A 26,282-nucleotide genomic window follows, 5' to 3' on the forward strand; every position below is an offset into this window, starting at 1 on the left:
ATGCGTTCCCGGTCTTGTGGGAGCGACGTGAATTGCGAAGCGGGGCTTGGGACGCGATCGATGCTGAGGACCGATGTCTGCGGCGTCGTTCACAACCCCGCTGTTCCAGCGTGAGGGGCTGGGTCTTCGCGACTCACGTCGGTCCCACAGGAGTCGAACGGGCGTAGCCGGTATCCTGTCGCGATGAAATCCGCACCCGCCATCGAGAAACCCCGCGCCCTGATCGGCTGGCGCCTGCTCGCCCTGCTCTACGACGTCTGGCCGGTGCTGGCGATGTGGCTGGCCGTGGCCATCCCGTTCGTCCTGGTCGACGTGGTGATCAGTGGCGATGTCCGCCACAACATCGAGCCCTTCACCCCGATGTGGTGGCTGCTGTGGGCGTGCTGCTGGGGCGTCGCCGGCCTGTACGCCACCTTCAGCTGGCTGCGCGGCGGACAGACGCTGGGCATGCGGCCATGGCGACTGAAAGTGACCGCACCCGATGGCGGCGCGCCGTCACTCGCCACGCTGTGGCGCCGCTATGCGCTGGCGACGTTGTCCACGCTGGCCGGCGGCTTTGGATTCTGGTGGGCGTGGCTGGACCGGGACCGGCTGACGTTCCACGACCGCTACAGCGGCACGCGCATGGTCCGGCTGCCGAAGCGCACCTGAAAGCGTCTCAGCGGCTGCGTCGCCGGAACAGCAGCCACGAGATGCCCAGCAGGGCGAACGGCGGGATCGCATAGGCGATGCGGTAGTCCAGCCGGAAGGCGCCCGCCAGGCGGACGAACATGGTCTGCAGCACCCAGAAACCCACCGCGAACACGATGCCCAGGAACAGCCGCTTGCCCATGCCGCCGCTGCGCAGGCTGCCGAAGGCGAAGGGAATGGCAGCCAGGCACAGCGCCAGCACGTTGAGCGGATAGAACCAGCGCGCCCAGTACTGGTCCTCGTAGTCGCGCGCGTCCAGTCCGTTGCGCTTGCGGTAATCGATGTTCTGGCTCAGCTCGTGGCTGGGCATGTTGCGCGCGCGCACCAGACTGGACGACAGCACCGACGCGTCCAGTTCCGACTCCCAGCGCTCGCCCAGCACCGTGACCTGGGTGGCGGAGCGTTCGTTGAAGGTGGTGCGGCGGACGTTCTTCAGCAGCCAGTAGCCGTCCAGGTGCTCGGCGATGGCGGCGTGCGCGATGGAGGCCAGGCGGCCGTCGTCCGCCAGCTCGTACATGCGCACGTCGCGCAGCTGCAGCGACACCTTGCCGCCCGGCTGCTCGCGCTCCTCGCCGCTCTGCGCGTAGAGGAACGTGTTGCCCTCGCGTGCCCACAACCCGGAGTAGCGGTCCATCGCCACGTTGCCGGTGCGGGCGCTCATCTTCAGTGTGTCGGCCTGGCGCTGGCCCCAAGGGCCCAGCGTTTCGCCGCTGACCACCATCAGGCCGGTCAACAGCGCCAGCGCCGCCGCCACGGAAATGCTCAACCGCCGCCGCGACAGGCCCAGCGCACGCAGCGCGGTCAGTTCCGAGCTGGCCGCCAGCTGCCCCAGCCCCATCAGCGAGCCGATCACCGCCGCGGTGGGAAACATCGTGTAGGCGCGGCGGGGCACCGTGTACAGCACCCAGGCCACGGCATGGCCGAAGGTGTAGTTGCCGGTGCCCAGGTCGCCGATCTCGCCGGACAGCGCCATCACCACATCCAGGCCCACCAGCACCGCCCAGGCCAGCAGGACGGTGACCAGGACCACCTGGCCCACGTAGATGTCGTGCAGGCGGGGCATGAACCTCATGCGCGCCTCCGCGGTCGCGACGGCCGGCCATCGCGCAGGTAGAACCAGATCGACGCGGCCAGCAGCGGCAGGGTCAGCCACCACAGGCCCGCCAGTCCGGGCAGCTTGTCCTCGCTGAGCCACTGGGTGCCGTTGAACATCAGGCTGATGCCGACCAGATAGGCCAGGAAGCCCAGCATCACCCGCCCGTAACGGGTCTGACGGGGCGAACTGCGCGACAGCGGCAGGGTCAGCAGCGCGAACGCCAGCGCCAGCAGCGGCGGGGTCAGGCGCGCGTGCAGCTGCGCGTTGGCGGCCGGACGCGCGTCGCCCAGCAGGTTCGAGGTGGGCTGCAGCGAGGGATCGTCCTTGTCCAGGGTGTCGGCGCGGTCCGGCAGGGCGACTTCATTGGCCTTGTAGCGGATCAGCCGGTAATCCAGGCCGGGACCGTCCGGGCCCTCAACCCGGAAGCCGTCATCCAGTCTCAGGTAACGGTTGCGTTCGCCCTCGAAGAACATCTGCCCGGACTTCGCCGTCACCACGTCGATGCGGCCGTCCTTCGCCCGGTGCATGAACACCCTGCTCAGGCCGGTCCCGTCCGGCGACAGCCCGCTCACGTAGACCACCGCGCCGCTGGACAGCACGGTGAACTTGCCGGCGTCCAGGCCCGAGACCACCAGGCTGCGGTTGGCGTGTTCCAGCATGTTCTGCGCGGTGCGCAGCGCCCATGGGCCCAGCCACAGCGAGCACAGGCCGACAATCACCACCACCGGCACCACCAGCATCAGCAGCGGCCGCAGCAGGCGGCGCGGGCCGATGCCGGCCGCCGTCAGCACCGCCATTTCCGAATCCCGGTACAGGCGCGAGAACGCCAGCAGCAGCCCCAGCATCAGCGCCAGCGGGATGATGTAGGGCATGTAGTTAAGGAACTGCAGGCCCAGCTGGGACAGCAGCAGGCGGGCCGGCACCTTGCCGTCCGCCACGTCGCCCAGCAGGTCCGCCATCACGCCGCCCACGCTGACCATCAGCAGGATGATCAGGGTGGCCAGGAAACTCTGGGTGAATTCCCGGAACAGGTAGCGGTCCAGCTTCGGCATCAGGAGGGCTTGATCTACAATCTCGGGCTTGTGCGCCGCACCTGCGGCGGCGGTCTCTGCGGTCCGGGATGGCGCCAGCCACCTTTCATCCGGCCCGCGATTGTACGTAACTGAACCGGGAATCTGATCAATGACGCTGGAATTCACCCTGAACCGCGAAGCCCCCGCCCAGGCCGGCGTCGACTGCCTCGTGGTAGGCGCCTGGGCCGACAAGAGCCTCACGCCGGCCGCGCAGGCCGTGGATGCGGCCAGCGGCGGCAAGCTGTCGGCCCTGGTCCAGCGCGGCGATGTCGGTGGCAAGACGGGCAAGACCACCCTGCTGCACGACCTGCCGGGCGTCGCCGCCCCGCGCGTGCTGGTGGTGGGACTGGGCGAAACGGCCAAGTTCGGCGTGGCCCAGTACCTGAAGGCCGTCGGCGATGCGGCCCGCGCGCTGAAGACCGGACCGGCGAAATCCGCGCTGTTCACCCTGACCGAAGTGGACGTGAAGGACCGCGATGCCGCCTGGAAGATCCGCCAGGCCGTGATCGCCGCGGACCACGCCTGCTACCGCTATACCGCCACCCTGGGCAAGAAGAAGAACGACGACCCGGGCCTGGTCCGCTTCGACGTCAGCGGCGACGACGCCCAGGCGCTGGCGCAGGGCGTGGCCATCGCCGCGGGCGTGCAGACCACCCGTGAACTCGGCAACCTGCCGCCGAACATCTGCAACCCGGCGTATCTGGCCGAGCAGGCCCAGAAGCTGGCGGCCGAAACCGGCGCCGAGGCCGAGATCCTCGACGAGGCGCAGATGGAAGCGCTGGGCATGGGGTCGCTGCTGGCCGTGGCCCGCGGCTCGGCCAACCGCCCGCGCCTGATCGTGCTGAAGTGGAACGGGGGCGGCGACGCCAAGCCGTACGTGCTGGTCGGCAAGGGCATCACCTTCGACACCGGCGGCGTGAACCTGAAGACCCAGGGCGGCATCGAGGAGATGAAGTACGACATGCTGGGCGCGGGCAGCGTCATCGGCACGTTCGTCGCGGCGGCGAAGATGAAGTTGCCGCTGAACCTGGTGGTCATCGTGCCGGCGGTGGAGAACGCCATCGACGGCAATGCGTACCGCCCGTCCGACGTCATCACCAGCATGTCCGGCAAGACGATCGAGGTGGGCAACACCGACGCCGAGGGTCGCCTGATCCTGTGCGACGCCCTGACCTACGCCGAGCGCTTCAAGCCGGCCGCACTGGTCGACGTCGCCACGCTGACCGGCGCCTGCATCGTGGCGCTGGGCCGCTATGCCAGCGGCCTGATGAGCAAGCACGACGACCTCAGCAACGAACTGCTGGGAGCCGGCGAGACCGTGTTCGACCGCGCCTGGCGCCTGCCGCTGTGGGACGAGTACCAGACCCAGCTGGAATCCAGCTTCGCCGATGTCTACAACATCGGCGGCCGCTGGGCTGGCGCGATCACCGCCGGCTGCTTCCTGGCCCGCTTCACCGAAGGCCAGCGCTGGGCGCACCTGGACATCGCTGGTGTCTCCAACGACGAAGGCAAGCGCGGCATGGCGACCGGCCGCCCGGTCGGCCTGCTGAGCCAGTGGCTGCTGGACCGGAGCAGCGAGAAGTGAGCGAAGAGAAGTGAGGAGTGAGCAGAGCACGCTCCCCTCTCACTTCTCCCCACTCACTCCTGCCTTCTATGCCCCGCGCCGACTTCTACCTGATCGCCAAGCCGCGGTTCCTCGAGGAGCCGCTCAAGCTCGTCTGCGAGTTGGCCCGCAAGGCCTACGACAGCAACCAGTGGACGCTGGTGCTGGCACGTGACGCGGCGCAGGCCGAGGCACTGGACGAGCTGCTGTGGGAGTTCGATCCGGACGCCTACATCCCGCACCAGATCGCCGGCGACGAAGAGGACGAGTTGACGCCCGTGCTGATCGCCACGCCGGATGTCGACGTGCCGGCCCGCGCGCTGGTGATCAACCTGCGCGACGAGGCCTTCGCCGGTGCCTGCGAGCGCGTGCTGGAAGTGGTGCCCGCCGATCCGTCCGCGCGCGAACCGCTGCGCGAGCGCTGGAAGCAGTACAAGGCGCGCGGCTTTGAAGTGAACAAGCACGATATGTAAGAGCGAGTGGGGAGCGCAGAGAAGTGAGGAGTGAGTGACACCCTTGCTCTTGCCCTTGCCGACGCCGCCCTCACTCCTCACTCCTCAACACTCCCCACTCGCCCTATGACCCTCGCCTCCAGCTACGACCCGAAATCCTTCGAATCCCGCCTGTACGCGCAGTGGGAAGCCGCCGGCTACTTCAAGCCCAGCGGCAAGGGCGAACCGTACACCGTGCTGCTGCCGCCGCCGAACGTCACCGGCACGCTGCACATGGGCCATGCGTTCCAGCACACGCTGATGGACGCGCTGGTGCGCTACCACCGCATGCGCGGCTACGACACGCTGTGGCAGATGGGCACCGACCATGCGGGCATCGCGACGGAAATGGTGGTCAGCCGCAACCTGGCACTGGAACGCAAGGGCGAGACGCGCGACTCGCTGGGCCGCGACGGCTTCATCGCCAAGGTGTGGGAGTGGAAGGCGCAGTCCGGCGACACCATCGAGCGGCAGATGCGCCGCATGGGTGCGTCCGGCGACTGGTCGCGCAGCACCTTCACGATGGATGAGCAGGCGTCCAAGGCCGTCATAGAGGCCTTCGTGCGCTGGCACGAGCAGGGCCTGATCTACCGCGGCCAGCGCCTGGTCAACTGGGATCCGGTGCTGAAGACCGCGATTTCCGACCTGGAAGTGGAGAACGTCGAGGAAGACGGCTTCCTGTGGTCGATCGCGTACAAGCTGGAGGACGGCGCCAGCTACGAGCATGTCGAGCGCGATGCGGATGGTAATGAGACGTTGCGCGAAACTCGCGACTACCTGGTAGTGGCTACCACGCGCCCGGAGACGCTACTTGGCGATGCCGCGGTGATGGTCCATCCCGAGGATGAGCGCTACGCTCATTTGGTCGGCAAGAAGGTGAAGCTGCCGCTGACCGGCCGCGAGATTCCCATCATCGCCGACGACTACGTTGATCGGGAGTTCGGCACCGGCGTAGTCAAGGTGACTCCCGCGCACGACTTCAACGACTATGCGGTGTGGCAGCGCCATGTCGGCCAAGGCGCATTTGACGACGTTCCCAACGACGGACTGATCAATCTATTTGACCAGTCTGCGCGGATCATAGAGTCGGGCACTGGCGCTACTGCACGCTCGAGCATTCAAGCTGGATCGTTCGACTCATTAGCAGCCGCGTCAACCGATTCGGAAATTGTTGACGTAATTCCTGCGAAGTATCGCGGTCTGGACCGCTACGAAGCCCGCAAGGTCGTGCTGGCGGACTTGGAAGACCTTGGCCTGCTGGTCGAAACCAAGCCGCACAAGCTGCAGGTGCCGCGCGGCGACCGCACCAACCAGGTGATCGAGCCTTACCTGACCGACCAGTGGTTCGTGAAGATGGACGGGTTGGCCAGGCGCGGCCTGGAACTGGTCGAGTCCGGTGAGGTGAAATTCGTGCCGCCGAACTGGATCAACACCTACCGCCACTGGATGGAGAACATCCAGGACTGGTGCATCAGCCGCCAGCTCTGGTGGGGCCACCGCATTCCGGCGTGGTTCGACGACGCGGGCAACTGCTACGTCGGCCGCGACGAAGTCGAAGCGCGCGCCAAGGCCGGGCTCTCCGCCGATGTCGCGCTGACCCAGGACAGCGACGTGCTGGAGACGTGGTTCTCCTCGCAGCTGTGGCCGTTCAGCACGATGGGCTGGCCTGACGAACAGGCGATGGCCGAACGCGGCTTCGCCCGCTACCTGCCCTCGTCGGTGCTGGTCACCGGCTTCGACATCATCTTCTTCTGGGTGGCGCGCATGGTGATGGCCACCGACAGCTTCGTCGGCCAGGTGCCGTTCCGCGACGTCTACATGACCGGCCTGATCCGCGACAAGGACGGCCAGAAGATGTCCAAATCCAAGGGCAACGTGCTGGATCCGCTGGACATCATCGACGGCATCTCGCTGGAGGACCTGGTGGCCAAGCGCACCGGCGGCCTGATGCAGCCCAAGATGGCCGAAAAGATCGAGAAGGCCACGCGCAAGGAATTCCCGGACGGCATCGTGGCGCACGGCGCCGACGCGCTGCGCTTCACCATCGCCGCGCTGGCGACCCACGGCCGCGACATCAAGTTCGACATGGGCCGCGCCGAGGGCTACAAGAACTTCTGCAACAAGCTGTGGAACGCCACCCGCTTCGTGCTGATGAACACCGAGGGCTTCGCTGCCGCCGGTGCACCGCAGCCGAAGACGGATGCCGAACGCTGGATCCTGTCGCGCCTCGCGAAAGTTGCCGCGGAAGCCGAAGCGCAGTTCGGCGCCTACCGCTTCGACCTGCTGTCGCAGGCGCTGTACGAGTTCGCCTGGAACGACTTCTGCGACTGGTTCGTCGAACTGGCCAAGCCTGCTCTGAGCAAGGCCGAAGGGCCTGCACTCAATGACAGTGACAAGGATGCGGCCGACAGCACCCGCCACACGCTGCTGTACGTGCTGGAATCGCTGCTGCGCCTGCTGCACCCGCTGACCCCGTTCGTCACCGAGGAACTGTGGCAGCAGGTCGCGCCCAGGCTGGGCATCGACGGCGGCACGGTGTCACTGCGCCCGTATCCCACCGCCGCCGATTTCGCCGGCCAGGACTACGCGCAGGCCGACGCCGATGTGGAGTGGCTGAAGACCATGGTGTCCGCGCTGCGTCGCGTGCGCAGCGAGCTGAACGTGTCGCCGGCGAAGACCATCCGCCTGCTGCTGCAGGACGGCAACGACCACGACCGCACACGCGTCGTGCGCTTCGCGTCGTCGCTGTCGTTCCTGCTGAAGCTGGACGACATCGCATGGCTGGAAGCCGGTGCGGACGCGCCCGCCTCCGCCGCCGCCGTGGTCGGCGAATTGAAGCTGCTGGTGCCGCTGGAAGGCCTGGTCGACCTGGACGCCGAGCGCGCGCGCCTGGACAAGGAAATCGCCCGCGTGTCCGGCGAGAAGGACAAGAGCGAGGCCAAGCTGGCCAAGTTCACCGACAAGGTGCCGCCAGCCGTGGTCGACCAGGAGCGCCAGCGCCTGGCCGACTGGAGCAGCCAGCTCGCCGCCCTGCACGGGCAGCGCGCGAAGCTCTGAACAGACGGGAGACCCGTGTCCCGCCCCCTCTGGTGATGGTGCTGTGTGGCGCCATTGCTTGGGTGGTCGCGTACGCGTTGCCCGCGGGGATCATCGCCCTGCCGCCATCGCTGCGCCCGATGCTGATCGCGTCGCTCGCAGGACTCGGCCTGCTGTTCAACCTGTCGCCGAAGCTCGCTTTCGGCCGGGCCGGTACGACGGTGAACCCGCTGCGCCCGGCAGCGTCTCGGGTACTGGTAATCACCGGACTGTACCGCCTCTCACGCAATCCGATGTACCTGGGACACGCGCTGTTGCTGGTCGCGTGGGCCTGCTGGCTGCAACATCCCGCCTCGCTGATTGGTGCGCCGCTGCACATGGCGTACGTCACCCGTTACCAGATCCTGCCGGAGGAGCACGCGCTTTCGGCGTCGTTCGGAACCGCTTACGAGGCGTATCCGGCCCGCGTCCGACGCTGGCCTTGATGGACGAAGAACCCGCGCCGTGTCGTCGACCGTTGACGTCATCCCAGCGCACGCTGGGATCCACATTGACGTTGCTGTTGTCCCTTCAGCGCAGCCAGAATCAGAATGGATTCCCCCATTCGCGGGAATGACGGACAGACGCAGGGATGACGTTGGGAAGTTCACCGTCGTCGGCGGCAGCGCGCGGGCGGGCCAGGGCCCACCCTACAAAGGCGGCATCGTGGTGATGTCGTCGGCGACCAGTTCGATCGCCATCACCAGCGCATCCTCGCGGCCGTCGCGGGCCGGGTAGTAGCGTGGGCGGCGACCGATCTCGTTGAAGCCTTCGCTGTGGTACAGCGCGATCGCGCCCGGGTTGGACGGCCGGACTTCCAGGAACACGCGTTGCGCACGCTGGTCGCGCGCGATCTTCACCAGCGCACGCAGCAGGTATCGGCCCAGTCCCCGCCCCTGACGTTCGGGCGCGACACAGATGTTCAGCACATGCGCCTCGTCCGCGGCGATGCTCAACAGCCCGTAGCCGATCACCAGCCCGTGTTCGGTCATCACCCACGACGGATAGCCGGATTTCAGGCAGTCGCGGAAGATTCCCCTTGTCCAGGGAAACGGATACGCCCGTTGTTCGATCGCCATCACCGCGTCGAGGTCACCCTCGCGCATCGGCCGCAGGCTGGGTGCGGACGCCGGTAATGCCTCGACGCCCAGCGTACTCACGACGGCGTGCCCCGCCGCAGGCGCCGCAGCAGCGGCCATAGCGCGCGCTTGGCCGCGGGATTGCCGCGCAGCTCGACCGACGATGGCCATTGTGCGAACACCTCCGCCGCACCCGGCGCGTTGGGATTCACACCCGAGGCGCGGATCAGCGCGAAATGCAGCCGGTCGGGCATGCGAGAGCCGGGCGTGCGCGACGGCGACGCGGGACGCACCGGCGGCGTACGTTCGATCGCCTCGGGTCCAGGCGGCCGGGCGCGCACGGGCGAGGGGGACATCGCGCGCTCGGGGCGCTCGGCCACCGGTTCGGCCGCCTCAGGCAGAGCGCCCGCTTCGGTAGGCCAGTCGGCGGGCAGGAAGACGGTCAGGCCCAGCGCTCGCAGCCAACCCTGCTGCTCGGCCGACCACAGACGGTCCGCCGAGAGCGTCACGCCTGCGCGTCCTTTTGCCGGCGCATCCGGTGCCACAGCCAGTACCCCGGCCCCGACAGCGCATACACCACGCCGACGGCCAACAAGGTGCGCGGCAGGTCGATGAAGAGGATGGCCAGCACCAACGGCACCAGTGCCAGCACCACGAACGGAATGCGGTCGGCTTTCGCCCCGCCTTCACCCGTTCCCTTGAAGCTCCAGAAGCGGATGCGGCTGACCATCAACAGTGCCGCGGCCAGGGTCACGCCCAGCGCCACATAGCGCAGTTCCTCGCCGGTCCAGCCCAGTTCGCCGTCGGCGAACGCCCACACGAAGGACATCATCAACCCCGCCGCCGCCGGGCTGGCCAGGCCGATGAACCATCGCTTGTCCACCGTGCCCACCTGGGTGTTGAAGCGGGCCAGGCGCAGCGCCGCGCAGGCCGCGTACAGGAACGCCACCACCCAGCCCACGCGGCCCATCACGCCGCCATCGAACTTCAGCGCCGACAGCGACCAGTGGTACATCACCAGCGCCGGCGCCAGGCCGAAGCTGACCAGATCGGCCAGCGAGTCGTACTGCACGCCGAAGTCGCTGCTGGTGCCGGTCAGCCGCGCCACCCGCCCGTCGATGCCGTCCATCAGGCCCGCCACGAAGACCGCGACCGCGGCGTGGACGAACTGACCGTTCGCCGCGGCGATGATCGCGAAGAACCCCGCGAACAGGCCGGCCGTAGTGAACAGGTTGGGCAGCAGGTAGATCCCGCGCGAGCGCGGGGGCGGCTTGATTTCGTTCATGGGTCGCAGTTTAGCCCAAGCGGTCCGTGCTCCGGCTTGCCTGTACGCCCTCGGGGTGCTGCAATCGGGGTTCCTCGATCCCGGAGCCGGCCATGCGCCTCGTCCCCTGTCTCGCCGCGCTGGCGCTCTGCCTCGCCGTCGCCGCCACGGCTCAGGCCCAGCAGGTCTACCAGTGGAAGGACAAGAACGGCGTCACCCACTATGCCGACAGCCCGCCACCGAACCAGGTGGTGCAGAACCGGCGCATCAACCAGTACGGCGCACCGACGGCGGAGGCCTCGCCCAGCGGCAAGCCGGCCGAACATCCGCAGTGCGTATCGGCGCGGAAGAACCTGGACATCCTGGGCCACCAGGGTCCGGTCCAGCAGGACACCGACGGTGACGGCAAGCCTGACGTCACCCTGGACGACACGGCGCGCGCCAACCAGCGCGCCCTGGCCGACGCGGCGGTAAAGGCCTACTGCAAGCCGGGCGGCTGACGCTTCGTGCGGGCCTGGCTGGCCGTCGTGGTCGGCATCGCCGCGGGCGGCGGCATCGCCTGGTGGCTGGCGCGCGAGTCACCGGAACCCCGACAGCACACGCAGGCGCGGGCCCGCCAGGCGGCTGCCCAGGCACAGGACATCCGCCCTTCGCTGTATCGCTGGCGCGATGATGCCGGCGTGCTTCAGATCACCGACCGTCCGCCGACAGGCCGGCGCTACGAACGACTGGACCGTGACATGCCCGCCGGCATCCGGGTGGAAGGCGATCGGGCCGGGCCGCCGGAATAACGCCCCGCGCGCGGCCAAGGCTGGCAAAATAGGCGATTCGTCCCCCTGAACGCCGATGCCGATGCGCCTGTCGCAGTTCCACCTCCGCACCACCAAGGAAACTCCGGCCGACGCCGAACTGGTCAGCCACCAGCTGATGCTGCGCGCCGGCATGATCCGCAAGCTGGCCGCCGGCCTGTACACCTGGTCGCCGCTGGGCCTGCGCGTGCTGCGCAAGGTGGAAACCGTCGTGCGCGAGGAAATGGACCGCGCCGGCGCCATCGAAATGATCATGCCGACCATCCAGCCGCGCGAGCTGTGGGAGGAAACCGGACGCTGGGAGAAGTTCGGTGGCCAGTTGCTGAAGATCACCGACCGCAAGGAACAGCATTTCTGCTACAGCCCCACGGCCGAGGAAGCGGTGACCGACTTCGCGCGCCAGGAGCTGTCCAGCTACAAGCAGCTGCCGGTCAACTTCTACCAGATCCAGACCAAGTTCCGCGACGAGATCCGTCCGCGTTTCGGCGTGATGCGTGCGCGCGAGTTCGTGATGAAGGATGCGTACTCCTTCCACATCACCGACGAGGATCTGGTGCGCGAATACCGCAACATGCATGCGGCCTACACGCGCATCTTCACCCGCCTGGGCCTGGACTTCCGCGCGGTGCAGGCAGACAGCGGCGCCATCGGCGGCGACGCCTCGCAGGAGTTCCACGTGCTGGCGGATTCGGGCGAGGACGCCATCGCGTTCTCCACCGGCTCCGACTATGCCGCGAATGTCGAAACCGCACAGGCAGCCGCACCCGGCCCGCGGGCGGCCGCCTCGGAAGCGATGAACAAGGTCGCCACGCCCACGCAGAAGACCTGCGAGGACGTCGCCGCACTGCTCGGCATTCCCCTCCAGCGCACCGTCAAGTCGATCGCCCTGATGACGGATGGCGGCTTCGTGTTGGCGCTGGTACGCGGCGACCACGCCGTCAACGAGATCAAGCTGGGCAAGGTCGCCGGCATGGCCGACTACCGCCTGGCGACGGAGGCCGAAATCCTGGCCCACCTCGGCAGCGAGCCCGGCTTCCTCGGCCCGATCGGCGCTAAGCAGGCGATCCGCGTGATCGCCGACCGCGACGTGGCGGCGATGGCGGACTTCGTGGTCGGCGCCAACGAGACCGGCTTCCACCTGGCGGGCGTCAACTGGGGCCGCGACCTGCCGGAACCGGAGACCGTGGCCGACATCCGCAACGTGGTGCCCGGCGACCGGGCCGCCGACGGCGGCGAGATCCGCATCGTACGCGGCATCGAGGTGGGCCATGTGTTCCAGCTCGGCCGCAAGTACAGCGAAGCGATGAAGTTCACCGTGCTGGACGAGACCGGCAAGGCCGCCACGCCGGCGATGGGCTGCTACGGCATCGGCGTGTCGCGCATCGTGGCGGCGGCGATCGAACAGAACCACGACGCCAACGGCATCATCTGGCCGGCGCCGATGGCGCCGTGGGCCGTGGCCGTCTGCATGATCAATCCGAAAAACGATGTCGCGGTGAACAGTGCGGCCGAAGCCCTGCTCGAAGAACTGCAGGCTGCCGGCATCGAGGCGGTGCTGGACGACCGCGGCCTGCGCCCCGGCGCGATGTTCGCCGACATCGAACTGATCGGCATTCCACATCGCGTGGTGGTCTCCGAACGCGGGCTGGCCGCGGGCACGTTCGAATACCGCGCGCGCCGGGCGACGGAGGCCGAGAACATCGGTCGCGACGAACTGCTGGCGCGCCTGCGGGGCTGAGGCCGCGGGTGCGCGGCGGGACGCGGCGTGGTTTGTACCGCGATTATCCCGTCGATTAAGATGATGATTCGGCCAAGGACGGGCGCCCCCTTCCCGACTGGAGATTCTGATGTCGATCGACCTGCGTAACCTGTCCGCCAAGGAGCTTGGCGCCCTGATCGAGAAAGCCAAGCAGCAGCAGAACCGGCTGGCCAAGCGCACGCCCATCGCGACCGTGCGCAGCAAGATCACCAAGTTCGCCAAGGCCGAGGGCTATACGCTGGAAGAGCTTTTCGGCATGTCCGGCAATCGGGGCGCCAAGGGCGCGGCAAAGCCCAGCTCCCGCGCCGGCCGCAAGCTGGGCAAGGTCGCGCCGAAGTACCGCAACCCGGCCAACCCGAAGGAAACCTGGACCGGCCGCGGCAAGCATCCGCGCTGGATGGCGGCCCTGATCGCCAAGGGCAAGAAGGCCGACGACTTCCTCATCAAGAAGAAGTAAGCCGCTGCGGCATTGGACACGAACGGGAGGCCTGGCCTCCCGTTTTCGTTTGCGCAGGTCGCCTCAGAGATTCTTGCGCGAAGAGATCAGCAGGTTGCCGAACAGCAGGCCCGCGATCAGCGCCATCACCACGTTGGTCACCGCCAGCAGCGCGGACTGGCCCACGCCCACATCCTGTTGCTGCACCAGCGTCAGCAGGCCGCGCAGGCTGGTGCTGCCCGGCACCAGCATCAGGATGCCGGGCACACGGATGAGCGCACCCGGCCGGTTGGCCCAGCGCGCAAATGCGTTGCCGGCCGCCGTCAGCACCAGCGCGGACAGGAAGATCCCCACCGGACTGCCCCAGGCCTGCCCGGCATAGCGCGAAATGCTGTACCCGGCGATGGCGGCGGCCATCACCCAGAAATAGTCGCGCCGGTGGGCCTTGAACAGCACGGCGAAGGCATAGGCCGCGAACACCATCGCGACCCACTCCACCCATTCCGGCTGCGGCCTCAGCGCGCGGACTTCCGGGTACAGGCCCACCAGCTGCGCCAGCGTCACCGCGATCATGCTGCCGACGGTCAGCTTGAGCACCGTCGCCATGGCGCCGGCGAAACGTGCCACGCCGGATACCAAGTGCTGGCTGGTCAGCTCGTTCACCGCATTGGTGAGGGCCATGCCGGGCAGCAGCACGATCAGCGACGCGATGATCACCGTGTTGAGATTGAGCGGCGCGATGAAGTTGGCCACCAGGATGGCGACGAAGCCCGCCACCAATGCCGAGATCGCGTCGCTGGCTTCCTTCATCTGTGGCCGGCGCGCGATCAGCTCGCCCAGCACGCCGATGATGATGCCGATCAGCCCCGCCGTCGCCATGTCCAGCCACGGCAGCCGCCACAGCCCCGCGACGGCCGCCGCCGCCAGGCCCGACGCGAAGATCTGCATCGCGCGCCAGCGCGCGCTCGGCGTGCGGTCGAGTGCGCGCAGCGCCGTGTGGCCCTGGGCGATGCTCATTTCCCCCATCGACACGGCATCGGCGATGCGGTCCGCTTCGCTGAGCTTGTGCAGGTCGGTTTCGCCCGGCGCCAGCCGGATCACCCGCGTGCTGTCGCTGGCCCCCAGCGGCCGTACCGGATCGCTGAAGCTCAGGATCAGGCCGGTCGGGTTCGACCACGGCTCGCAATCCAGGCCCAGCCGCTGCGAGAGCCCGACCACCGTGCCCTCCAGCCGCTGCGCGGTGGTGCCGTAACGGTGCAGGCGCCCGGCGATCTCGCAGACGAAGGCGATGCGCTGGGCGTAGGTCGCAGGAGTCAACGTGTCGTCGGCCATCGGCACAGTATCGCCGAAGCGGCGTGCGGTCGCCTTCATCGCATGCTGCTTACACTACGCACCCGCAACAAGACTGGGGTACAGGTGGGCATCGGCGAGGCCATGGCGCTGGGCAGCGCGGCGACATGGGCGGTGGGCGTGATCCTGGCACGGCAGCTGGGCGTGCATCTGCCGCCGCTCGCGCTCAACCTGCTCAAGAACGGACTGGTGCTTGCCGTGCTGGCACCGGTGGCGCTGGTGCTGCATGCGGGGGCCTGGCCGTCGCTGCCGGCGGAGGAACTGGCCATCGTCGTGGCCAGCGGCGTGATCGGCATCGCGCTGGCCGACACCCTGTACTTCCGCGCGCTCAACGAACTGGGCGCCGGTCGGATGGGCGTGATCGGCAATCTCTACAGTCCGCTGGTGCTCCTGCTCGGCTTCCTGTTCCTGGACGAACGCCTGGGCGCGGGACAGTGGCTGGGGTTCGCGCTGGTGGGGCTGGGCGTCCTGCTGGTCAGTCGCCCCCCCGGGGAATGGCGGACGCATCCTCAGCACACGGCGCGCGGCGTGGTCATCGGGCTGGCCGCGATCGCCCTGATGGCCATCGCCATCGTGATGGTCAAGCGCACGCTGGAAACCCAACCCTTGCTGTGGGTGACCACACTGCGGCTCGCCGGCGCGGTCGCGGGCCTGCTGGGGCTGGCCGCGCTGCCGGCGATGCGCGCGCGCATGCGCTTCGTCGCCTCCGGGGTGCCGTGGCGTCGCCTGCTCGTGGCCGCGTTGGTCGGTCAGGGACTGTCGATGGTGTTGTGGCTCGGCGGCTACAAGTTCACCTCGGCCTCGGTGGCCGCGATCCTCAACGAGTCCGCCTCGGTCTTCGTGGTGGTGCTCGCGGCGCTGTGGTTGCGGGAACCGCTGGGCAAGCGGGCGTTCATCGGCGTGGTCCTCACGTTCAGCGGTATAGCCTGTATGCTCCTTGGCCGAGCGATGCCATGACCCCCACCCTTGCCCGCCCGCACTGCGAAGCCGATGCCGCTGAACCCCGCCGGGTCCGGCTGGGCGGCGACTGGACGCTGTCCAGCGCGCTGGAGGTGGCCGAGCAGCTGCGCACGCTGCCGGACGCGGTCGACCAACTGGATGCCACCGGGATCGACCGCATCGATTCCGCCGGCGTGCTGCAGTTGATGCGCTTCGCCAAGCGCCGCGGCATGGAGCTGTCGGACATCGCGTTCCGTACCGACCATCAGGCACTGGTCAGCACCATCGAGGATGTCGCCGACGACCGGCCGCCACGCAAGCGCGACTACGGCGTACTCGCCGCGCTGTCCCGTCTGGGCCAGCGGGTCCACGAGAACGGGCAGGAAATCGTCGCCCTGCTCAGCTTCACCGGCGAGAACCTGGTCAAGCTGGTGCGGATGGTCAAGGAGCCGCGCCGTTTCCGCCCCACGGCCACGGTGGCGCACATGGAAGCGGTGGGCCTGGATGCGGTGCCGCTGGTGATCCTGCTGTCGTACATGGTGGGGGCGGTGATCGCCTTCCTCGGCTCTACGGTGCTGCGCGACTTCGGCGCGGAGATCTACGTGGTGGAACTGGTGAGCATCGCGTTCCTGCGTGAATTCGCCGTGCTGATGACGGCCATCGTGCTGGCCGGTCGCACCGCGTCGGCCTTCACCGCGCAGATCGGCGCGATGAAGAGCCGCGAGGAGATCGACGCCATCCGCACGTTGGGTCTGGACCCCATCGACCTGCTGGTGATCCCGCGCCTGCTCGCGCTGCTGGTGATGCTGCCGCTGTTGACCTTCATTTCGATGATGGCGGGCCTGGCCGGGGGTGTCACCGTGGGCGCCTTCGACCTGGACATCCCGCCGCAGATGTACATCGCGCGCATGCACGACACCATCGAAGTGCGCCACTTCCTGGTGGGCCTGTCGAAGGCGCCGGTGTTCGCGCTGGTGATCGGCCTGATCGGCTGCCTGGAGGGCCTGCGCGTGGAGGGCACCGCGCAGTCCGTCGGCGAGCGCACCACATCCAGCGTGGTGCAGGCCATCTCGCTGGTGATCATGATCGACGCGCTGGCCGCGCTGTGGTTCATGCACATGGATTGGTGACGATGGCATCAGGGATCGGACAACCGTCGACGGATTCGGCTGGCGGGCTTCTGCCAGCGACGCCGCAAGCGCATGCCGCTTCGTCGGCCCATGACGCCGTGATCCAGGTGCGGGGGCTGGTCAACCGTTTCGGCGAGCAGACCGTGCACGAGGGCCTGGATCTGGACGTGCGCCGCGGCGAGATCCTCGGCGTGGTCGGCGGTTCCGGTACCGGCAAGTCCGTGCTGATGCGCGCCATCCTCGGCCTGCGCGAGCCGCAGGAGGGCCGGATCTCCGTGCTCGGCGAGGATGCGCTGTCGCAGGACCCCGCCGCGCGCCAGCACATCGAACGCAACACCGGCGTGCTGTTCCAGGACGGCGCGCTGTTCTCCTCGCTGACGGTCGGCGAGAACGTGCAGGTGCCGCTGAAGGAGCATCATCCGGAACTGCCGGACAGCTGGCGCTACGAACTGGCCCTGCTGAAGGTCAAGCTGGCCGGCCTGCCCGCCGATGCGCTGAACAAGCTGCCATCGCAGCTGTCGGGCGGCATGCGCAAGCGCGCCGGGCTGGCCCGCGCGCTGGCCCTCGATCCGCCGCTGCTGTTCCTCGACGAACCCACCGCGGGGCTGGACCCGATCGGCGCGGCCGCATTCGACCGTCTGATCAAGACCCTGCAGGAAGCGCTCGGTCTCACGGTGTTCCTGATCACCCACGACCTGGACACGCTGTACGCGATCTGCGACCGCGTGGCCGTCCTGGCGGACCGCAAGGTGGTCACGGTCGCGCCGCTGCCGGAGGTGGAGCAGTTCGACCATCCCTGGGTGCAGGAATACTTCCACGGTCCGCGCGCGCGCGCCGCGCGCGACGGACAGCGGCCTTCCGTGCCCTCCCTTTCGCAAACGGCGGTCTGATCCATGGAAACACGCGCCAACTACGTCCTCATCGGGGCCTTCACCCTCATCATCGCCAGCGCGCTGCTGCTGTTCGGGTTGTGGGCGGCCAAGTATTCATCGGAACGCACGTGGCAGGAGTACCAGGTGGTGTTCCGCGAGGCGGTCACCGGCCTGTCCGTCGGCAGCCCGGTGCAGTACAACGGCATTGCGGTGGGCTCGATCACCAAACTGTCGCTCGCGCCCAACGATCCGCGCCAGGTGATCGCGCGCATCCGGGTGGAGTCGTACACGCCGGTGAAAACCGATACCCGTGCGAAGCTCGCCATCACCAGCCTGACGGGGCCGACCATCATCCAGCTCAGCGGCGGTACGCCGCAGGCACCGGCCCTGACCAGCGTGGACAGCCGCGAAGCGCCGGTGATCCAGACCGCTCCGTCGGCACTGCAGAACATCACCGACACCGCGAACCGCATCGTCGAGCGCCTGGACCAGGTGCTGAGCGACAAGAACGTGGCCAGCATCACCGCCACGCTGGACAACCTGGAATCCATGAGCAACTCGCTCGCCAGCCGCGAGGACGGGCTGGAGTCGCTGATCGTCAGCGCGCGCGACGCGGCGCAGAACCTGGACAAGACCCTGACCACCACCAACGGCGCCATCGAGCGCCTGGACAAGAATCTGGTGCAGGAGCTGCCTGGGATCCTGGACAAGCTGGAAACGACGCTGGGCAAGCTGGATTCGGCGGCCGGCAACGCCGATGCGATCCTCGGCGAGAACCGGGCCGCCATCAACAGCTTTGCCAATGACGGCCTGGGCCAGTTGGGCCCCACGCTGACCGAACTGCGCGGCCTGGTGCGCGACCTGCGCCGTGTCAGCGACCGCCTCGAAGGCAATCCCGCGCGCTACCTGCTGGGCCGCGATGCACCCAAGGAGTTCGACCCGAAATGAAGCCGATGCGCCTCGTCCTTGTCCTTCCCCTTGCGCTCGCGCTGGCCGGCTGTTCCATCCTGGGCAGCGAACAGCGCGATCCCGTCACCATCTTCGCCCCCGACGTCCGCGTGTCGGCGCGCCCCGACTGGCCTGCCGTGTCATGGACGCTGGTGATCGCCAAGCCCACCGCGGCGCGGGTGATCGACAGCCCCCGCATCAGCGTGCGGCCGACACCGGGCGAGCTGCAGGTCTATCGCGGCGCGTCCTGGGCGATGCCGGCAACGGACATGCTGCAGGACGCGGTACAGCGCACGCTGGAGGATTCCGGCCGCATTCCGGCCGTGGCCAGCGCCGACGCCGGCATCCTGGGCGACTACAAGCTGGTCATGGACCTGCGCCGGTTCGACGCCGACTACGCGGGCGGCGCACTGCCGGAGGCGGTGGTGGAGGTGAACGCCAAGCTGGTGAACAACCGCGGCCAGCGCGTCGTCGCCTCGCGCACGTTCCTGCAGCAGCGGCCAGCGGATGGCGTGGACGTCGCCCGTGTGGCCGCGGCGTTCGAACAGGCGCTGCAAGCGGCCACGACCGATATCGCGGGTTGGGTGCTCGCTTCGGGGAATAGCGACCCGAAGCCGGCCGCATCCCCCTGACCCGTCCGCCGCTCAGCGGCGACGCGCCGGATCGACCTGGCGGAACGTCAGATTGATCCGGGGAGCCACCACGCGGGAGGTACGCGGAAGCGCATGCCGGTACAGCCGTTGGGTGTCACCGGACATCACCAGCAGGCTGCCATGCGGCAGTTCTAGCGTGCCTTTCAGTGCCCCATCGTGGCGGTGCTTCAGCGCAAAACGCCGCACGCCGCCCAGGCTCACCGAGGCGATGACAGGACGTGGACCCAGTTCGGGCTCGTCGTCGCTGTGCCAGCCCATCGCATCCCGCCCGTCGCGATACAGGTTCGCCAGCACGCTGTTGAACGGCACTCCCAGTTCCTCCTGCAGCCGCACCCTGAGCACGGACAGGGCCTGATTCCAGGGGCAAGGCGTGAAATCGGCGCCCGAATAGCGGTAGACCGCCCCTGCATCCCCGATCCAAGCGCTGAGACGGGGGGAATCCACTTCACGTCCGAACATCCTGATCCGGTGCACGCTCCACGGCAGGTCGCGCTGGAGGAGGCGCAACAACGCATCGGCCTGGTCGACGCCCAGCCATTCCGGCACGAACGCGAGCGATGCGCCCGGCAGCGCAGGGAAGGTTCCATCCGTCGGCAGTGGCAAGGGTATGGTCACGCCCGCGATGCTCGCGGATTTGCCCCGTCCCGCGCAAACCCCGAAAATACCGGCAGCCTAACGCCCTGCTGGAGCCAAGCCCGATGTCCGATGTCGAACGCGATGTGATGGAGTACGACGTCGTCACCGTCGGCGCGGGCCCGGCGGGCCTGGCCTTCGCCATCCGGCTGAAACAGTTGGATCCCGATATCTCGGTCTGCGTGATCGAGAAGGCCAGCACGATCGGCGCGCACATCCTGTCCGGCGCCGTGATCGAACCACAACCGCTGGATGCCCTGCTCCCCGGCTGGCGCGACAATCCACCGCCGATCTGCGTGCCGGCCACGGAGGACGAGTTCTGGTACTTCAGCAAGGAAGGCGGCCGCAAGTTCCCGATGGTGCCGCCGGGCATGCGCAACCATGGCAACTTCATCGTGTCGCTGGGCGCGATGTGCGCCTGGCTGGCCCCGCAGGCCGAAGCGCTGGGCGTGGAGATCTACCCGGGCTTCGCTGCCGCCGAGACGCTGCACGACCACGACGGCAAAGTGTTGGGTGTGCGCATCGGCGACATGGGTATCGCCAAGGATGGCAGCCACAAACCCGGCTACACGCAGGGCATCGACATCCGCGCCAAGGTCACCGTGCTGGCCGAAGGCGCCCGTGGCCACCTGACCAAGCGGCTGGTCAAGCGCTTCGCGCTGGACAAGGACAGCGATCCGCAGGCGTATTCGATCGGCATCAAGGAACTGTGGCAGGTGCCGGAAGGCCGCGTCACGCCCGGCAAGATCGTGCATACCCTGGGCTGGCCCGCCAGCAACGACATCTACGGCGGCAGCTTCCTCTACCACCTGGAGAACAACCAGATCGCCCTGGGCTATGTCAGCGGCTTGGACTACAAGGACCCTGAGTACAAGCCGTGGGAAGCCTTCCAGCAATGGAAAAACCACCCGCTGATCAAGCCGCTCCTTGAAGGCGGCAGCATCCTGTCCGCCGGTGCGCGCGCCATCGTCACCGGCGGCTGGCAGTCGCTGCCGAAGGTGGAAATGCCCGGCGCGCTGCTGATCGGCGATACCGCAGGCCTGCTCAACGTGCCGAAGATCAAGGGCACGCACCAGGCCATCCGCAGCGGCATGCTGGCGGCCGAGCATCTGGTGACATCGCAGCTGGCACCCGAAGGTTTCGACGCGAAGCTGCGTGCCTCGGATGCGATGGCCGAGCTGAAGTCCGTGCGCAACATCAAACCCGGCTTCAAGAAGGGTCTGTGGTTCGGCATGGCCAACGCCGCGTGGGAAACCGTCACCGGCGGTCTGTCGCCCTGGACGCTGAAGGTCAAGCCGGATTGGTCATCGCTCGACAAGCTCAGCGAACACGAAGCATCCAAGCGCGACTACGTGGACCGCACCCTGGCCCCGCGCGACCGCCTGCAGGGCGTCTACTTCGCGGCCACCGAGCATGACGAAGACCAGCCCGTGCACCTGCGCGTGCACGACACGTCCGTCTGCGTGACCCGTTGCGCCGCCGAGTACGACAACCCCTGCACGCGCTTCTGCCCGGCGGGAGTGTATGAGATCGTCGCCGACGGCAACGGCAAGCGCCTGCAGATCAACGCCGCCAACTGCGTGCACTGCAAGACCTGCGACATCAAGGATCCCTACCAGATCATCGACTGGGTGACGCCGGAAGGCGGATCGGGGCCGAATTACCAGAACCTTTAAGGACTCCGTGTCGAATTCCCTGTCCCGGCAACTTCGCACCACGCTCTTCTACGCGCTTCGGACCGCCTTCCGGTTGACGCCGATGTCGCAAGCAACGCGCGACCGCTTGCGCCAGCGCTTTCTCGACACGCGCGGGCATTGGGTGCCGGAGGGCCCGAAGGGCAAGGCACCCACCGGCCAGTTGCCCCGGCGCCCGTACGTACGCTCGGATGAGCGTGCCATCGGCTATGTCCCCTACGAGAAGGGGGAACTACCCGACCCCTTGCCCGCCACCCTGGTCGCGTTCTATCTGCCGCAGTTCCATACCATCCCCGAGAATGACGAATGGTGGGGCAAGGGCTTCACCGAATGGCGCAACGTCACCCGCGCCCTGCCCCAGTTCGAAGGGCACTACCAGCCCAAACTCCCCGGGGATCTCGGCTTCTACGACCTGCGCAACGTCGAGGTCATGCACGAACAGGCACGCCTGGCCCGCGAGTACGGCATCAGCGCGTTCTGCTTCTACTTCTACTGGTTCGGCGGCAAGACGCTGCTGGAGACGCCACTGCGCAATTGGCTCAACGACAAGTCGATCGACCTGAAATTCTGCTTGTGCTGGGCGAACGAGAAATGGACCCGCACCTGGGATGGCCGCGGCGACGAGATCCTGATCGACCAGAAACATTCGCCCGAGGACGATATCGCGTTCATCGCGCACGTGGCGGAGTACATGCGGGATCCGCGGTATTTGCGGGTGGATGGGAAGCCGATGCTGGTCGTCTACCGGCCGGGGACGCTTCCGGAGATGGCAGTTACCGCTCGTCGCTGGCGCACGTGGTGCATGGAGAACGGGATTGGCGAATTGCACATCGGCTATGTTCAGAGTTTCGATCAAATCGACCCACGTACTGTGGGGCTCGATTCATGCATTCAGTTCCCACCAAACCTCAGCCAACCCAGCTCGATCACATCCCTTCAGGTGCTTGTCAACGGTGGGTACAAAGGACAAGTGCTTGATTGGCGCGAAATGGCGCGCGGATTCCAGAATCCCGACACCACGTCTTATCCGCGCCACTATGGTGTCAATTGCGGATGGGATAACGAAGCAAGGCGGTCAGGCAAGGGACGCACCTACCTCCATGCCTCGCCGAGACGCTATCGCGATTGGCTGCGCCACGCCATCAGTAGTCTGAGTGTGCATCCTTCCGCTTCCGAGCGCCTGGTCTTCATCAATGCCTGGAATGAATGGGCTGAGGGTGCGGCCCTTGAACCGGACCAGAGACTGGGCTACGCATGGCTCAGCGCGACGCGTTCCGCCCTGACTCCACCGGTGAGTCGTATGACCGGGCACCATGCGATCATTCACGCGTGGTATCTGGAAGACGTTCCCGAGCTGCTCGGTGCATTGTCTTCCACCGCGCTGAGCTGGCACGTAGTGCTGACGACTTCCCCCGAGAAGCGTGAGGCCCTCGCGGAGCTGGTGCAAGGAAGCGAACTGAACATCGAGATCTTCACGATCGAAAATCGCGGCCGCGATCTCCTGCCTTTCCTGAAAGCTGCGGATCGTTTGCTGGATTTTGGGGTCGACGTCGTGCTCAAGCTTCACACCAAACGCTCCGAACATCGGGACGATGGGGTCCAATGGCGAAGGGAACTGCTCAAGCGGCTTCTCACCCAAGACCGCGCCTCCAAGACGCTGGACGCCTTCATGCGCGACGAGACTATGGGGCTCGTGGCTCCGGAAGGTCATCTTCTTCCTATCGAGGCGCATATTGGGGCCAACAAGGAAGGCATGGAATATCTTGCGCGGCGCGCTGGATTGCCGGCGCACGATGCTCACGACTTTTTTCCGGCTGGATCGATGTTCTGGGTTCGCTTGGCGGCGTTGCGACCGTTGCTGGATGCAGGCCTGCTCGCCTCCGAGTTCGAGGCGGAATCGGGCCAAATCGACGGCACGCTAGCTCACACGGTCGAGCGCAGTCTTGGCCTCTGCGTCCGCGAGGCGGGCTTCAGGTTGACGACCGTTGCTGACCTCATGAAAGAAGGCGATGTCTTACCCAACCGGCCAGGCCCGTATCAATATACAAGCAGCCGCTGAAGCTGCCTTACTCGACATCATGCAGGGATAGACTCTCCGCCTCCGCGAAAGCGCGGAACAAAAAGCCGGATTGCTCCGGCTTCTTCGTGCGCCTCAATCCGGCAATCAGCCAGGAGGGAGCGTCGCTGCAAAGATATCCCAGCCGGTCGGGTACCCGCCAGGGAATGGCAAGGTTGCCACCGCGAAGACGCCTGACGCGCTTCCCGTCCACGTATACAGCTCGGTCTTCCCGGTGTTGGTCCACACCAAGTCCGCAAGACCGTCACCGTTGTAATCCCCGACCGCGGCGACCCGGTACTGAGTTCCCACGGGCCTTGCGCCACCGTAGGTCAGCGAAGCACCGTTCATCAGCCAATACTCCAACGCACCAGCCGTCGGGTTATGCCAGAAAAGGTCCGCGCGTCCGTCGCCATTGGCATCGCCCGTACCGACGATATTCCAACCCGTCGGATAACCCGGGAAGTTCACGCGGGTGATGGAGTAAATGCCAGAGTCCGACTGTATCCACATCCACAGTTCGGTCTTGCCCGTGTTGGTAAATACGATGTCGGCACGACCGTCCCCCGTGAAGTCGCCGATGGCGGCGACGCGGTAGATGTTGGCCACCGATCGAGCGCCACCGTACGTGATCGCGGTGCCATTCATCAACCAGTATTCCAGCGCACCCGAGGTCGGGTTGTGCCAGAAAATGTCCGCCCTCCCGTCACCGTTGGCATCCGCGACACCGACAATGCTCCAGCCGGCAGGGTAGCTGCGCAGCGCGCTGACCGAATAGGTGCCCGAGGCATTTCCAATCCAAGCGTAAACGGACGTCGAGCCCCCCTTCGACTGGTCGTACCAGATGACGTCCGCGCGCCCATCGCCATTGATGTCGCCGATCCCGCCGATGCGATACTGGCTCGCTACCGCATTGGCGGAACCATAGGCGTACGACGTTCCGTTCATCACCCAGGGCTGGGCGGCTTGCGCCGTGATGCTGTGCCAAAAGAGGTCAGAACGCCCATCGCCATTGACGTCGGAAACAGGCGATCCAGAGAAGGGCACCACTGTCGCCCGGAACGTCGCCACCACCGGAATCGTCTGGTTCAGGCTCCGCGCATTGTCCTCGCTGTTGGCCACGCCGCACGCGAGATTACCGCCGCTGCCGCACGTACTCTTCAGGGGCGTGGAGAAGATGCGGTGCGAAACCTGCCCGTAGTCCCCGTACGCCATTATGGTGAAGAAGTCGCCGGACGCGGCAGCCGTCTTGTACCCGAAGGAGTAGGCGTAGCGACCGTATTGCAGGCCACCTGAGGAATTTTTGGAATTGGCACGGTCATGTGCCGAGCCCATCAAGTGAGCGGCTTCATGCACCAGGGTTTCATCGGCGCAGAAGTACGTCTTGCCGTCGGTGCCCTTGTCGTAGCCATCGCTGATGACGGCGTATCCCCACGGCGCGTCCGCCGCGGTGATGTCGGTCTGGTTGGCGCCATTGAGCCAGGCGATGCCGCAGCCCTCGTTCTCCGGCGTATTGAACTTGCGTACCAGCACGACGATATCCGCGCCGTACTGGTCGCGCGCCGTGCGCAGCGGGGCGAGACTGGCCGGAATGGTGACAGAGGACTGGCCATTGCTGCCGGTCAGTTCGGTCAGCGCCGTCTGGTTGCTGTTGGTATTGGTGTAGCTGACCTGCAGGGCATGGACGATGCGCAGATAGCCGTTGACGCCGCTGTTGACGAAGGCCTGGTTGCCAACCTGTACCAGGAAGACCAAGCGGGTGGCGGCGCCCGATGCCCCCTGATTCTCCGTTACAAACTCAGGCGTGTAGCCGATGACCACGTCGATGGTGTTGGCAGCGGTCTGCGGCGCACCCTGCGCCACCATGGTCGCGCCCTGGCTCACGGGCGCCGACTGGCTGACCGCGGCCCCCATCGACGAGCGCAGCGCGGCCGCCTCCGGGATCATCATGTCCACATGGCCCTTGGTCGCCGACACGACCTTCGAGGGATCGGTCTGGACAGCGAACACCCTGCCGTTACGGGTCTGCAAGCTCAGTGCCGGTTTGCCGTTAGCCTGCGGGATGGAACCGAACACCGCCTTCTCGCCGAAGGTGATGATGGCTTCCTGCATGGGATCGCCGCCGACCACACGGCCGATCCAGGTCCAGTTGCCGTCGATTTCCTCGACATGGCGCTCGTACCGCAGTTTGACCTGGCTGCCATCGGGCGAGGGGACCGTCATTTCGCCGGTGGCCACCGCCTTGAAAGCGTGCGCCTCGCTGATGGCGGTGGGGTACCACGTGTAGGCGCCTTCCTGCTTGGCAGCCTTCGCCTGGTCCGGATAGGACAACAGCGCGCCGCGGTCCGGCGCATTGGCAATCGAGGCGCCGATCGCGCGGGCCAACGGAAGCGCGGCCGGCAGCGTGCCGGACGGCTGGGTCGCGGCCACGCCACGCATCCCGGCCACGCCCGATTCGGGGTTGCCTCCACTGCACCCGGCCAGAGCCACTACCAAGGCGCAAGCGCCAATGCGGAGTTTCATACGTACCCTCAAGAAAAACAGTTGGAGCCCCTGAACGGACAATATAGCCCAGCTGACCGGCTGTAAAACAGCCAACCCGGTCCGCTTCCCTGTTTATCGGCAGGATGAC

23 protein-coding genes and 1 pseudogene are annotated in these 26,282 nt (G+C 66.9%); 16 read left to right on the forward strand and 8 right to left on the reverse strand.

The annotated features are described in order from the left end of the window. Nucleotides 1-183: 183 nt before the first annotated feature. A complete protein-coding gene (locus V8246_RS04400; protein WP_336188069.1) occupies nt 184-651 on the forward strand; it encodes an RDD family protein in 468 nt (155 codons plus the stop codon). A gap of 7 nt (nt 652-658) precedes the next feature. Here the strand turns inward: V8246_RS04400 and lptG are convergent, their stop codons facing one another. Then, a complete protein-coding gene (lptG, locus tag V8246_RS04405; protein WP_336188331.1) occupies nt 659-1,810 on the reverse strand; it encodes an LPS export ABC transporter permease LptG in 1,152 nt (383 codons plus the stop codon). Then, a complete protein-coding gene (gene lptF, locus V8246_RS04410; RefSeq protein ID WP_336188070.1) occupies nt 1,759-2,838 on the reverse strand; it encodes an LPS export ABC transporter permease LptF in 1,080 nt (359 codons plus the stop codon). Before lptF ends, lptG begins: the two co-directional genes overlap by 52 nt. A 130-nt stretch (nt 2,839-2,968) precedes the next feature. On the opposite strand from lptF, the gene V8246_RS04415 reads away from it, so the two are divergent. The 4 genes from V8246_RS04415 (at nt 2,969) to V8246_RS04430 (ending at nt 8,474) form a co-directional block, all read left to right on the forward strand. Further along, complete coding sequence (locus tag V8246_RS04415) at nt 2,969-4,444, forward strand: leucyl aminopeptidase (RefSeq protein ID WP_336188072.1); 1,476 nt, start codon at nt 2,969-2,971, stop codon at nt 4,442-4,444. A 68-nt stretch (nt 4,445-4,512) separates the two neighbouring features. After that, nucleotides 4,513-4,935 carry a DNA polymerase III subunit chi gene (locus V8246_RS04420; RefSeq protein WP_336188074.1) on the forward strand — a complete coding sequence of 141 codons (423 nt, stop codon included), beginning with the start codon at nt 4,513-4,515 and terminating at the stop codon, nt 4,933-4,935. Nucleotides 4,936-5,040: 105 nt separating this feature from the next. Continuing rightward, entirely contained in the window at nt 5,041-8,010 is a 2,970-nt protein-coding gene (locus tag V8246_RS04425; RefSeq protein WP_336188076.1) for a valine--tRNA ligase, read from the forward strand. Between the two features lie 35 nt (nt 8,011-8,045). Beyond that, nucleotides 8,046-8,474 (forward strand): isoprenylcysteine carboxylmethyltransferase family protein, encoded by a 429-nt coding sequence (locus V8246_RS04430; RefSeq protein ID WP_336188077.1) that lies wholly within the window; start codon nt 8,046-8,048, stop codon nt 8,472-8,474. Between the two features lie 204 nt (nt 8,475-8,678). Here V8246_RS04430 and rimI read toward each other — a convergent pair whose 3' ends face one another. The 3 genes from rimI to pssA are packed head-to-tail and all read right to left on the reverse strand — an operon-like array spanning nt 8,679 to nt 10,392. Further along, entirely contained in the window at nt 8,679-9,134 is a 456-nt protein-coding gene (gene rimI, locus V8246_RS04435) for a ribosomal protein S18-alanine N-acetyltransferase (RefSeq protein ID WP_336188332.1), read from the reverse strand. Nucleotides 9,135-9,184: 50 nt separating this feature from the next. Next, nucleotides 9,185-9,616, reverse strand: coding sequence for an alanine acetyltransferase (locus V8246_RS04440; RefSeq protein WP_336188078.1), 432 nt, complete (start codon nt 9,614-9,616; stop codon nt 9,185-9,187). Further along, nucleotides 9,613-10,392, reverse strand: coding sequence for a CDP-diacylglycerol--serine O-phosphatidyltransferase (pssA, locus tag V8246_RS04445; RefSeq protein WP_336188079.1), 780 nt, complete (start codon nt 10,390-10,392; stop codon nt 9,613-9,615). The genes V8246_RS04440 and pssA overlap by 4 nt, the downstream gene beginning before the upstream one ends. A 92-nt stretch (nt 10,393-10,484) precedes the next feature. Here pssA and V8246_RS04450 point away from each other — a divergent pair, with 92 nt between their 5' ends. The 4 genes and pseudogenes from V8246_RS04450 to V8246_RS04465 all read left to right on the forward strand — a co-directional run. After that, nucleotides 10,485-10,871, forward strand: a complete 387-nt coding sequence (locus V8246_RS04450; protein WP_336188080.1) for a DUF4124 domain-containing protein — start codon at nt 10,485-10,487, stop codon at nt 10,869-10,871. Nucleotides 10,872-10,877: 6 nt separating this feature from the next. After that, a complete protein-coding gene (locus tag V8246_RS04455; RefSeq protein WP_336188082.1) occupies nt 10,878-11,162 on the forward strand; it encodes a DUF4124 domain-containing protein in 285 nt (94 codons plus the stop codon). Between the two features lie 61 nt (nt 11,163-11,223). Then, entirely contained in the window at nt 11,224-12,918 is a 1,695-nt protein-coding gene (locus V8246_RS04460) for a proline--tRNA ligase (protein WP_336188333.1), read from the forward strand. A 109-nt stretch (nt 12,919-13,027) separates the two neighbouring features. Then, nucleotides 13,028-13,390, forward strand: a pseudogene (locus V8246_RS04465) (H-NS histone family protein); the annotation flags it as partial. Nucleotides 13,391-13,459: 69 nt separating this feature from the next. Here V8246_RS04465 and V8246_RS04470 read toward each other — a convergent pair. Then, entirely contained in the window at nt 13,460-14,707 is a 1,248-nt protein-coding gene (locus tag V8246_RS04470; protein WP_336188334.1) for a threonine/serine exporter family protein, read from the reverse strand. Nucleotides 14,708-14,749: 42 nt separating this feature from the next. On the opposite strand from V8246_RS04470, the gene V8246_RS04475 reads away from it, so the two are divergent. From V8246_RS04475 to V8246_RS04495, 5 genes are all read left to right on the forward strand, one after another. Beyond that, nucleotides 14,750-15,682 carry a DMT family transporter gene (locus tag V8246_RS04475; RefSeq protein WP_336188083.1) on the forward strand — a complete coding sequence of 311 codons (933 nt, stop codon included), beginning with the start codon at nt 14,750-14,752 and terminating at the stop codon, nt 15,680-15,682. Beyond that, complete coding sequence (locus tag V8246_RS04480) at nt 15,679-16,794, forward strand: MlaE family lipid ABC transporter permease subunit (RefSeq protein ID WP_187574343.1); 1,116 nt, start codon at nt 15,679-15,681, stop codon at nt 16,792-16,794. The genes V8246_RS04475 and V8246_RS04480 overlap by 4 nt, the downstream gene beginning before the upstream one ends. Before the next feature lie 98 nt (nt 16,795-16,892). Then, complete coding sequence (locus tag V8246_RS04485) at nt 16,893-17,684, forward strand: ABC transporter ATP-binding protein (protein WP_313495347.1); 792 nt, start codon at nt 16,893-16,895, stop codon at nt 17,682-17,684. A gap of 3 nt (nt 17,685-17,687) precedes the next feature. Beyond that, on the forward strand, nt 17,688-18,614 hold the full coding sequence (locus V8246_RS04490) for an MlaD family protein (RefSeq protein ID WP_336188085.1): 927 nt from the start codon (nt 17,688-17,690) through the stop codon (nt 18,612-18,614). Further along, complete coding sequence (locus tag V8246_RS04495) at nt 18,611-19,246, forward strand: ABC-type transport auxiliary lipoprotein family protein (RefSeq protein WP_336188086.1); 636 nt, start codon at nt 18,611-18,613, stop codon at nt 19,244-19,246. Before V8246_RS04490 ends, V8246_RS04495 begins: the two co-directional genes overlap by 4 nt. A 12-nt stretch (nt 19,247-19,258) precedes the next feature. On the opposite strand, the gene V8246_RS04500 is transcribed toward V8246_RS04495, so the two are convergent. Beyond that, nucleotides 19,259-19,876 (reverse strand): alpha-ketoglutarate-dependent dioxygenase AlkB, encoded by a 618-nt coding sequence (locus tag V8246_RS04500; protein ID WP_336188335.1) that lies wholly within the window; start codon nt 19,874-19,876, stop codon nt 19,259-19,261. A gap of 89 nt (nt 19,877-19,965) precedes the next feature. On the opposite strand from V8246_RS04500, the gene V8246_RS04505 reads away from it, so the two are divergent. Both V8246_RS04505 and V8246_RS04510 read left to right on the forward strand, forming a co-directional pair. Next, the gene (locus tag V8246_RS04505) at nt 19,966-21,576 is read left to right on the forward strand and encodes an electron transfer flavoprotein-ubiquinone oxidoreductase (protein ID WP_336188087.1); all 1,611 of its coding nucleotides are present in this window, start codon (nt 19,966-19,968) and stop codon (nt 21,574-21,576) included. Nucleotides 21,577-21,583: 7 nt separating this feature from the next. Further along, nucleotides 21,584-23,653, forward strand: coding sequence for a glycoside hydrolase family 99-like domain-containing protein (locus tag V8246_RS04510; protein ID WP_336188088.1), 2,070 nt, complete (start codon nt 21,584-21,586; stop codon nt 23,651-23,653). A 105-nt stretch (nt 23,654-23,758) separates the two neighbouring features. On the opposite strand, the gene V8246_RS04515 is transcribed toward V8246_RS04510, so the two are convergent. Further along, nucleotides 23,759-26,173 (reverse strand): FG-GAP-like repeat-containing protein, encoded by a 2,415-nt coding sequence (locus V8246_RS04515; RefSeq protein WP_336188089.1) that lies wholly within the window; start codon nt 26,171-26,173, stop codon nt 23,759-23,761. Nucleotides 26,174-26,282 lie beyond the last annotated feature (109 nt).

It is taken from the genome of Pseudoxanthomonas sp. F11 (assembly GCF_037046485.1).
Taxonomy (GTDB): Bacteria; Pseudomonadota; Gammaproteobacteria; order Xanthomonadales; family Xanthomonadaceae; genus Pseudoxanthomonas_A.

What these genes read in the sequence shown, in the direction of transcription:
- V8246_RS04425 (WP_336188076.1), top strand. Translation starts at nt 5,041, where the DNA reads ATGACCCTCGCCTCCAGCTACGACCCGAAATCCTTCGAATCCCGCCTG.
- V8246_RS04515 (WP_336188089.1), bottom strand. Translation starts at nt 26,173, where the DNA reads ATGAAACTCCGCATTGGCGCTTGCGCCTTGGTAGTGGCTCTGGCCGGG.
- lptF (WP_336188070.1), bottom strand. Translation starts at nt 2,838, where the DNA reads ATGCCGAAGCTGGACCGCTACCTGTTCCGGGAATTCACCCAGAGTTTC.
- V8246_RS04470 (WP_336188334.1), bottom strand. Translation starts at nt 14,707, where the DNA reads ATGGCCGACGACACGTTGACTCCTGCGACCTACGCCCAGCGCATCGCC.
- V8246_RS04415 (WP_336188072.1), top strand. Translation starts at nt 2,969, where the DNA reads ATGACGCTGGAATTCACCCTGAACCGCGAAGCCCCCGCCCAGGCCGGC.
- V8246_RS04400 (WP_336188069.1), top strand. Translation starts at nt 184, where the DNA reads ATGAAATCCGCACCCGCCATCGAGAAACCCCGCGCCCTGATCGGCTGG.
- V8246_RS04430 (WP_336188077.1), top strand. Translation starts at nt 8,046, where the DNA reads ATGGTGCTGTGTGGCGCCATTGCTTGGGTGGTCGCGTACGCGTTGCCC.
- V8246_RS04505 (WP_336188087.1), top strand. Translation starts at nt 19,966, where the DNA reads ATGTCCGATGTCGAACGCGATGTGATGGAGTACGACGTCGTCACCGTC.
- V8246_RS04420 (WP_336188074.1), top strand. Translation starts at nt 4,513, where the DNA reads ATGCCCCGCGCCGACTTCTACCTGATCGCCAAGCCGCGGTTCCTCGAG.
- pssA (WP_336188079.1), bottom strand. Translation starts at nt 10,392, where the DNA reads ATGAACGAAATCAAGCCGCCCCCGCGCTCGCGCGGGATCTACCTGCTG.
- rimI (WP_336188332.1), bottom strand. Translation starts at nt 9,134, where the DNA reads ATGCGCGAGGGTGACCTCGACGCGGTGATGGCGATCGAACAACGGGCG.
- V8246_RS04495 (WP_336188086.1), top strand. Translation starts at nt 18,611, where the DNA reads ATGAAGCCGATGCGCCTCGTCCTTGTCCTTCCCCTTGCGCTCGCGCTG.
- V8246_RS04460 (WP_336188333.1), top strand. Translation starts at nt 11,224, where the DNA reads ATGCGCCTGTCGCAGTTCCACCTCCGCACCACCAAGGAAACTCCGGCC.
- V8246_RS04475 (WP_336188083.1), top strand. Translation starts at nt 14,750, where the DNA reads ATGCTGCTTACACTACGCACCCGCAACAAGACTGGGGTACAGGTGGGC.
- V8246_RS04490 (WP_336188085.1), top strand. Translation starts at nt 17,688, where the DNA reads ATGGAAACACGCGCCAACTACGTCCTCATCGGGGCCTTCACCCTCATC.
- V8246_RS04450 (WP_336188080.1), top strand. Translation starts at nt 10,485, where the DNA reads ATGCGCCTCGTCCCCTGTCTCGCCGCGCTGGCGCTCTGCCTCGCCGTC.
- V8246_RS04480 (WP_187574343.1), top strand. Translation starts at nt 15,679, where the DNA reads ATGACCCCCACCCTTGCCCGCCCGCACTGCGAAGCCGATGCCGCTGAA.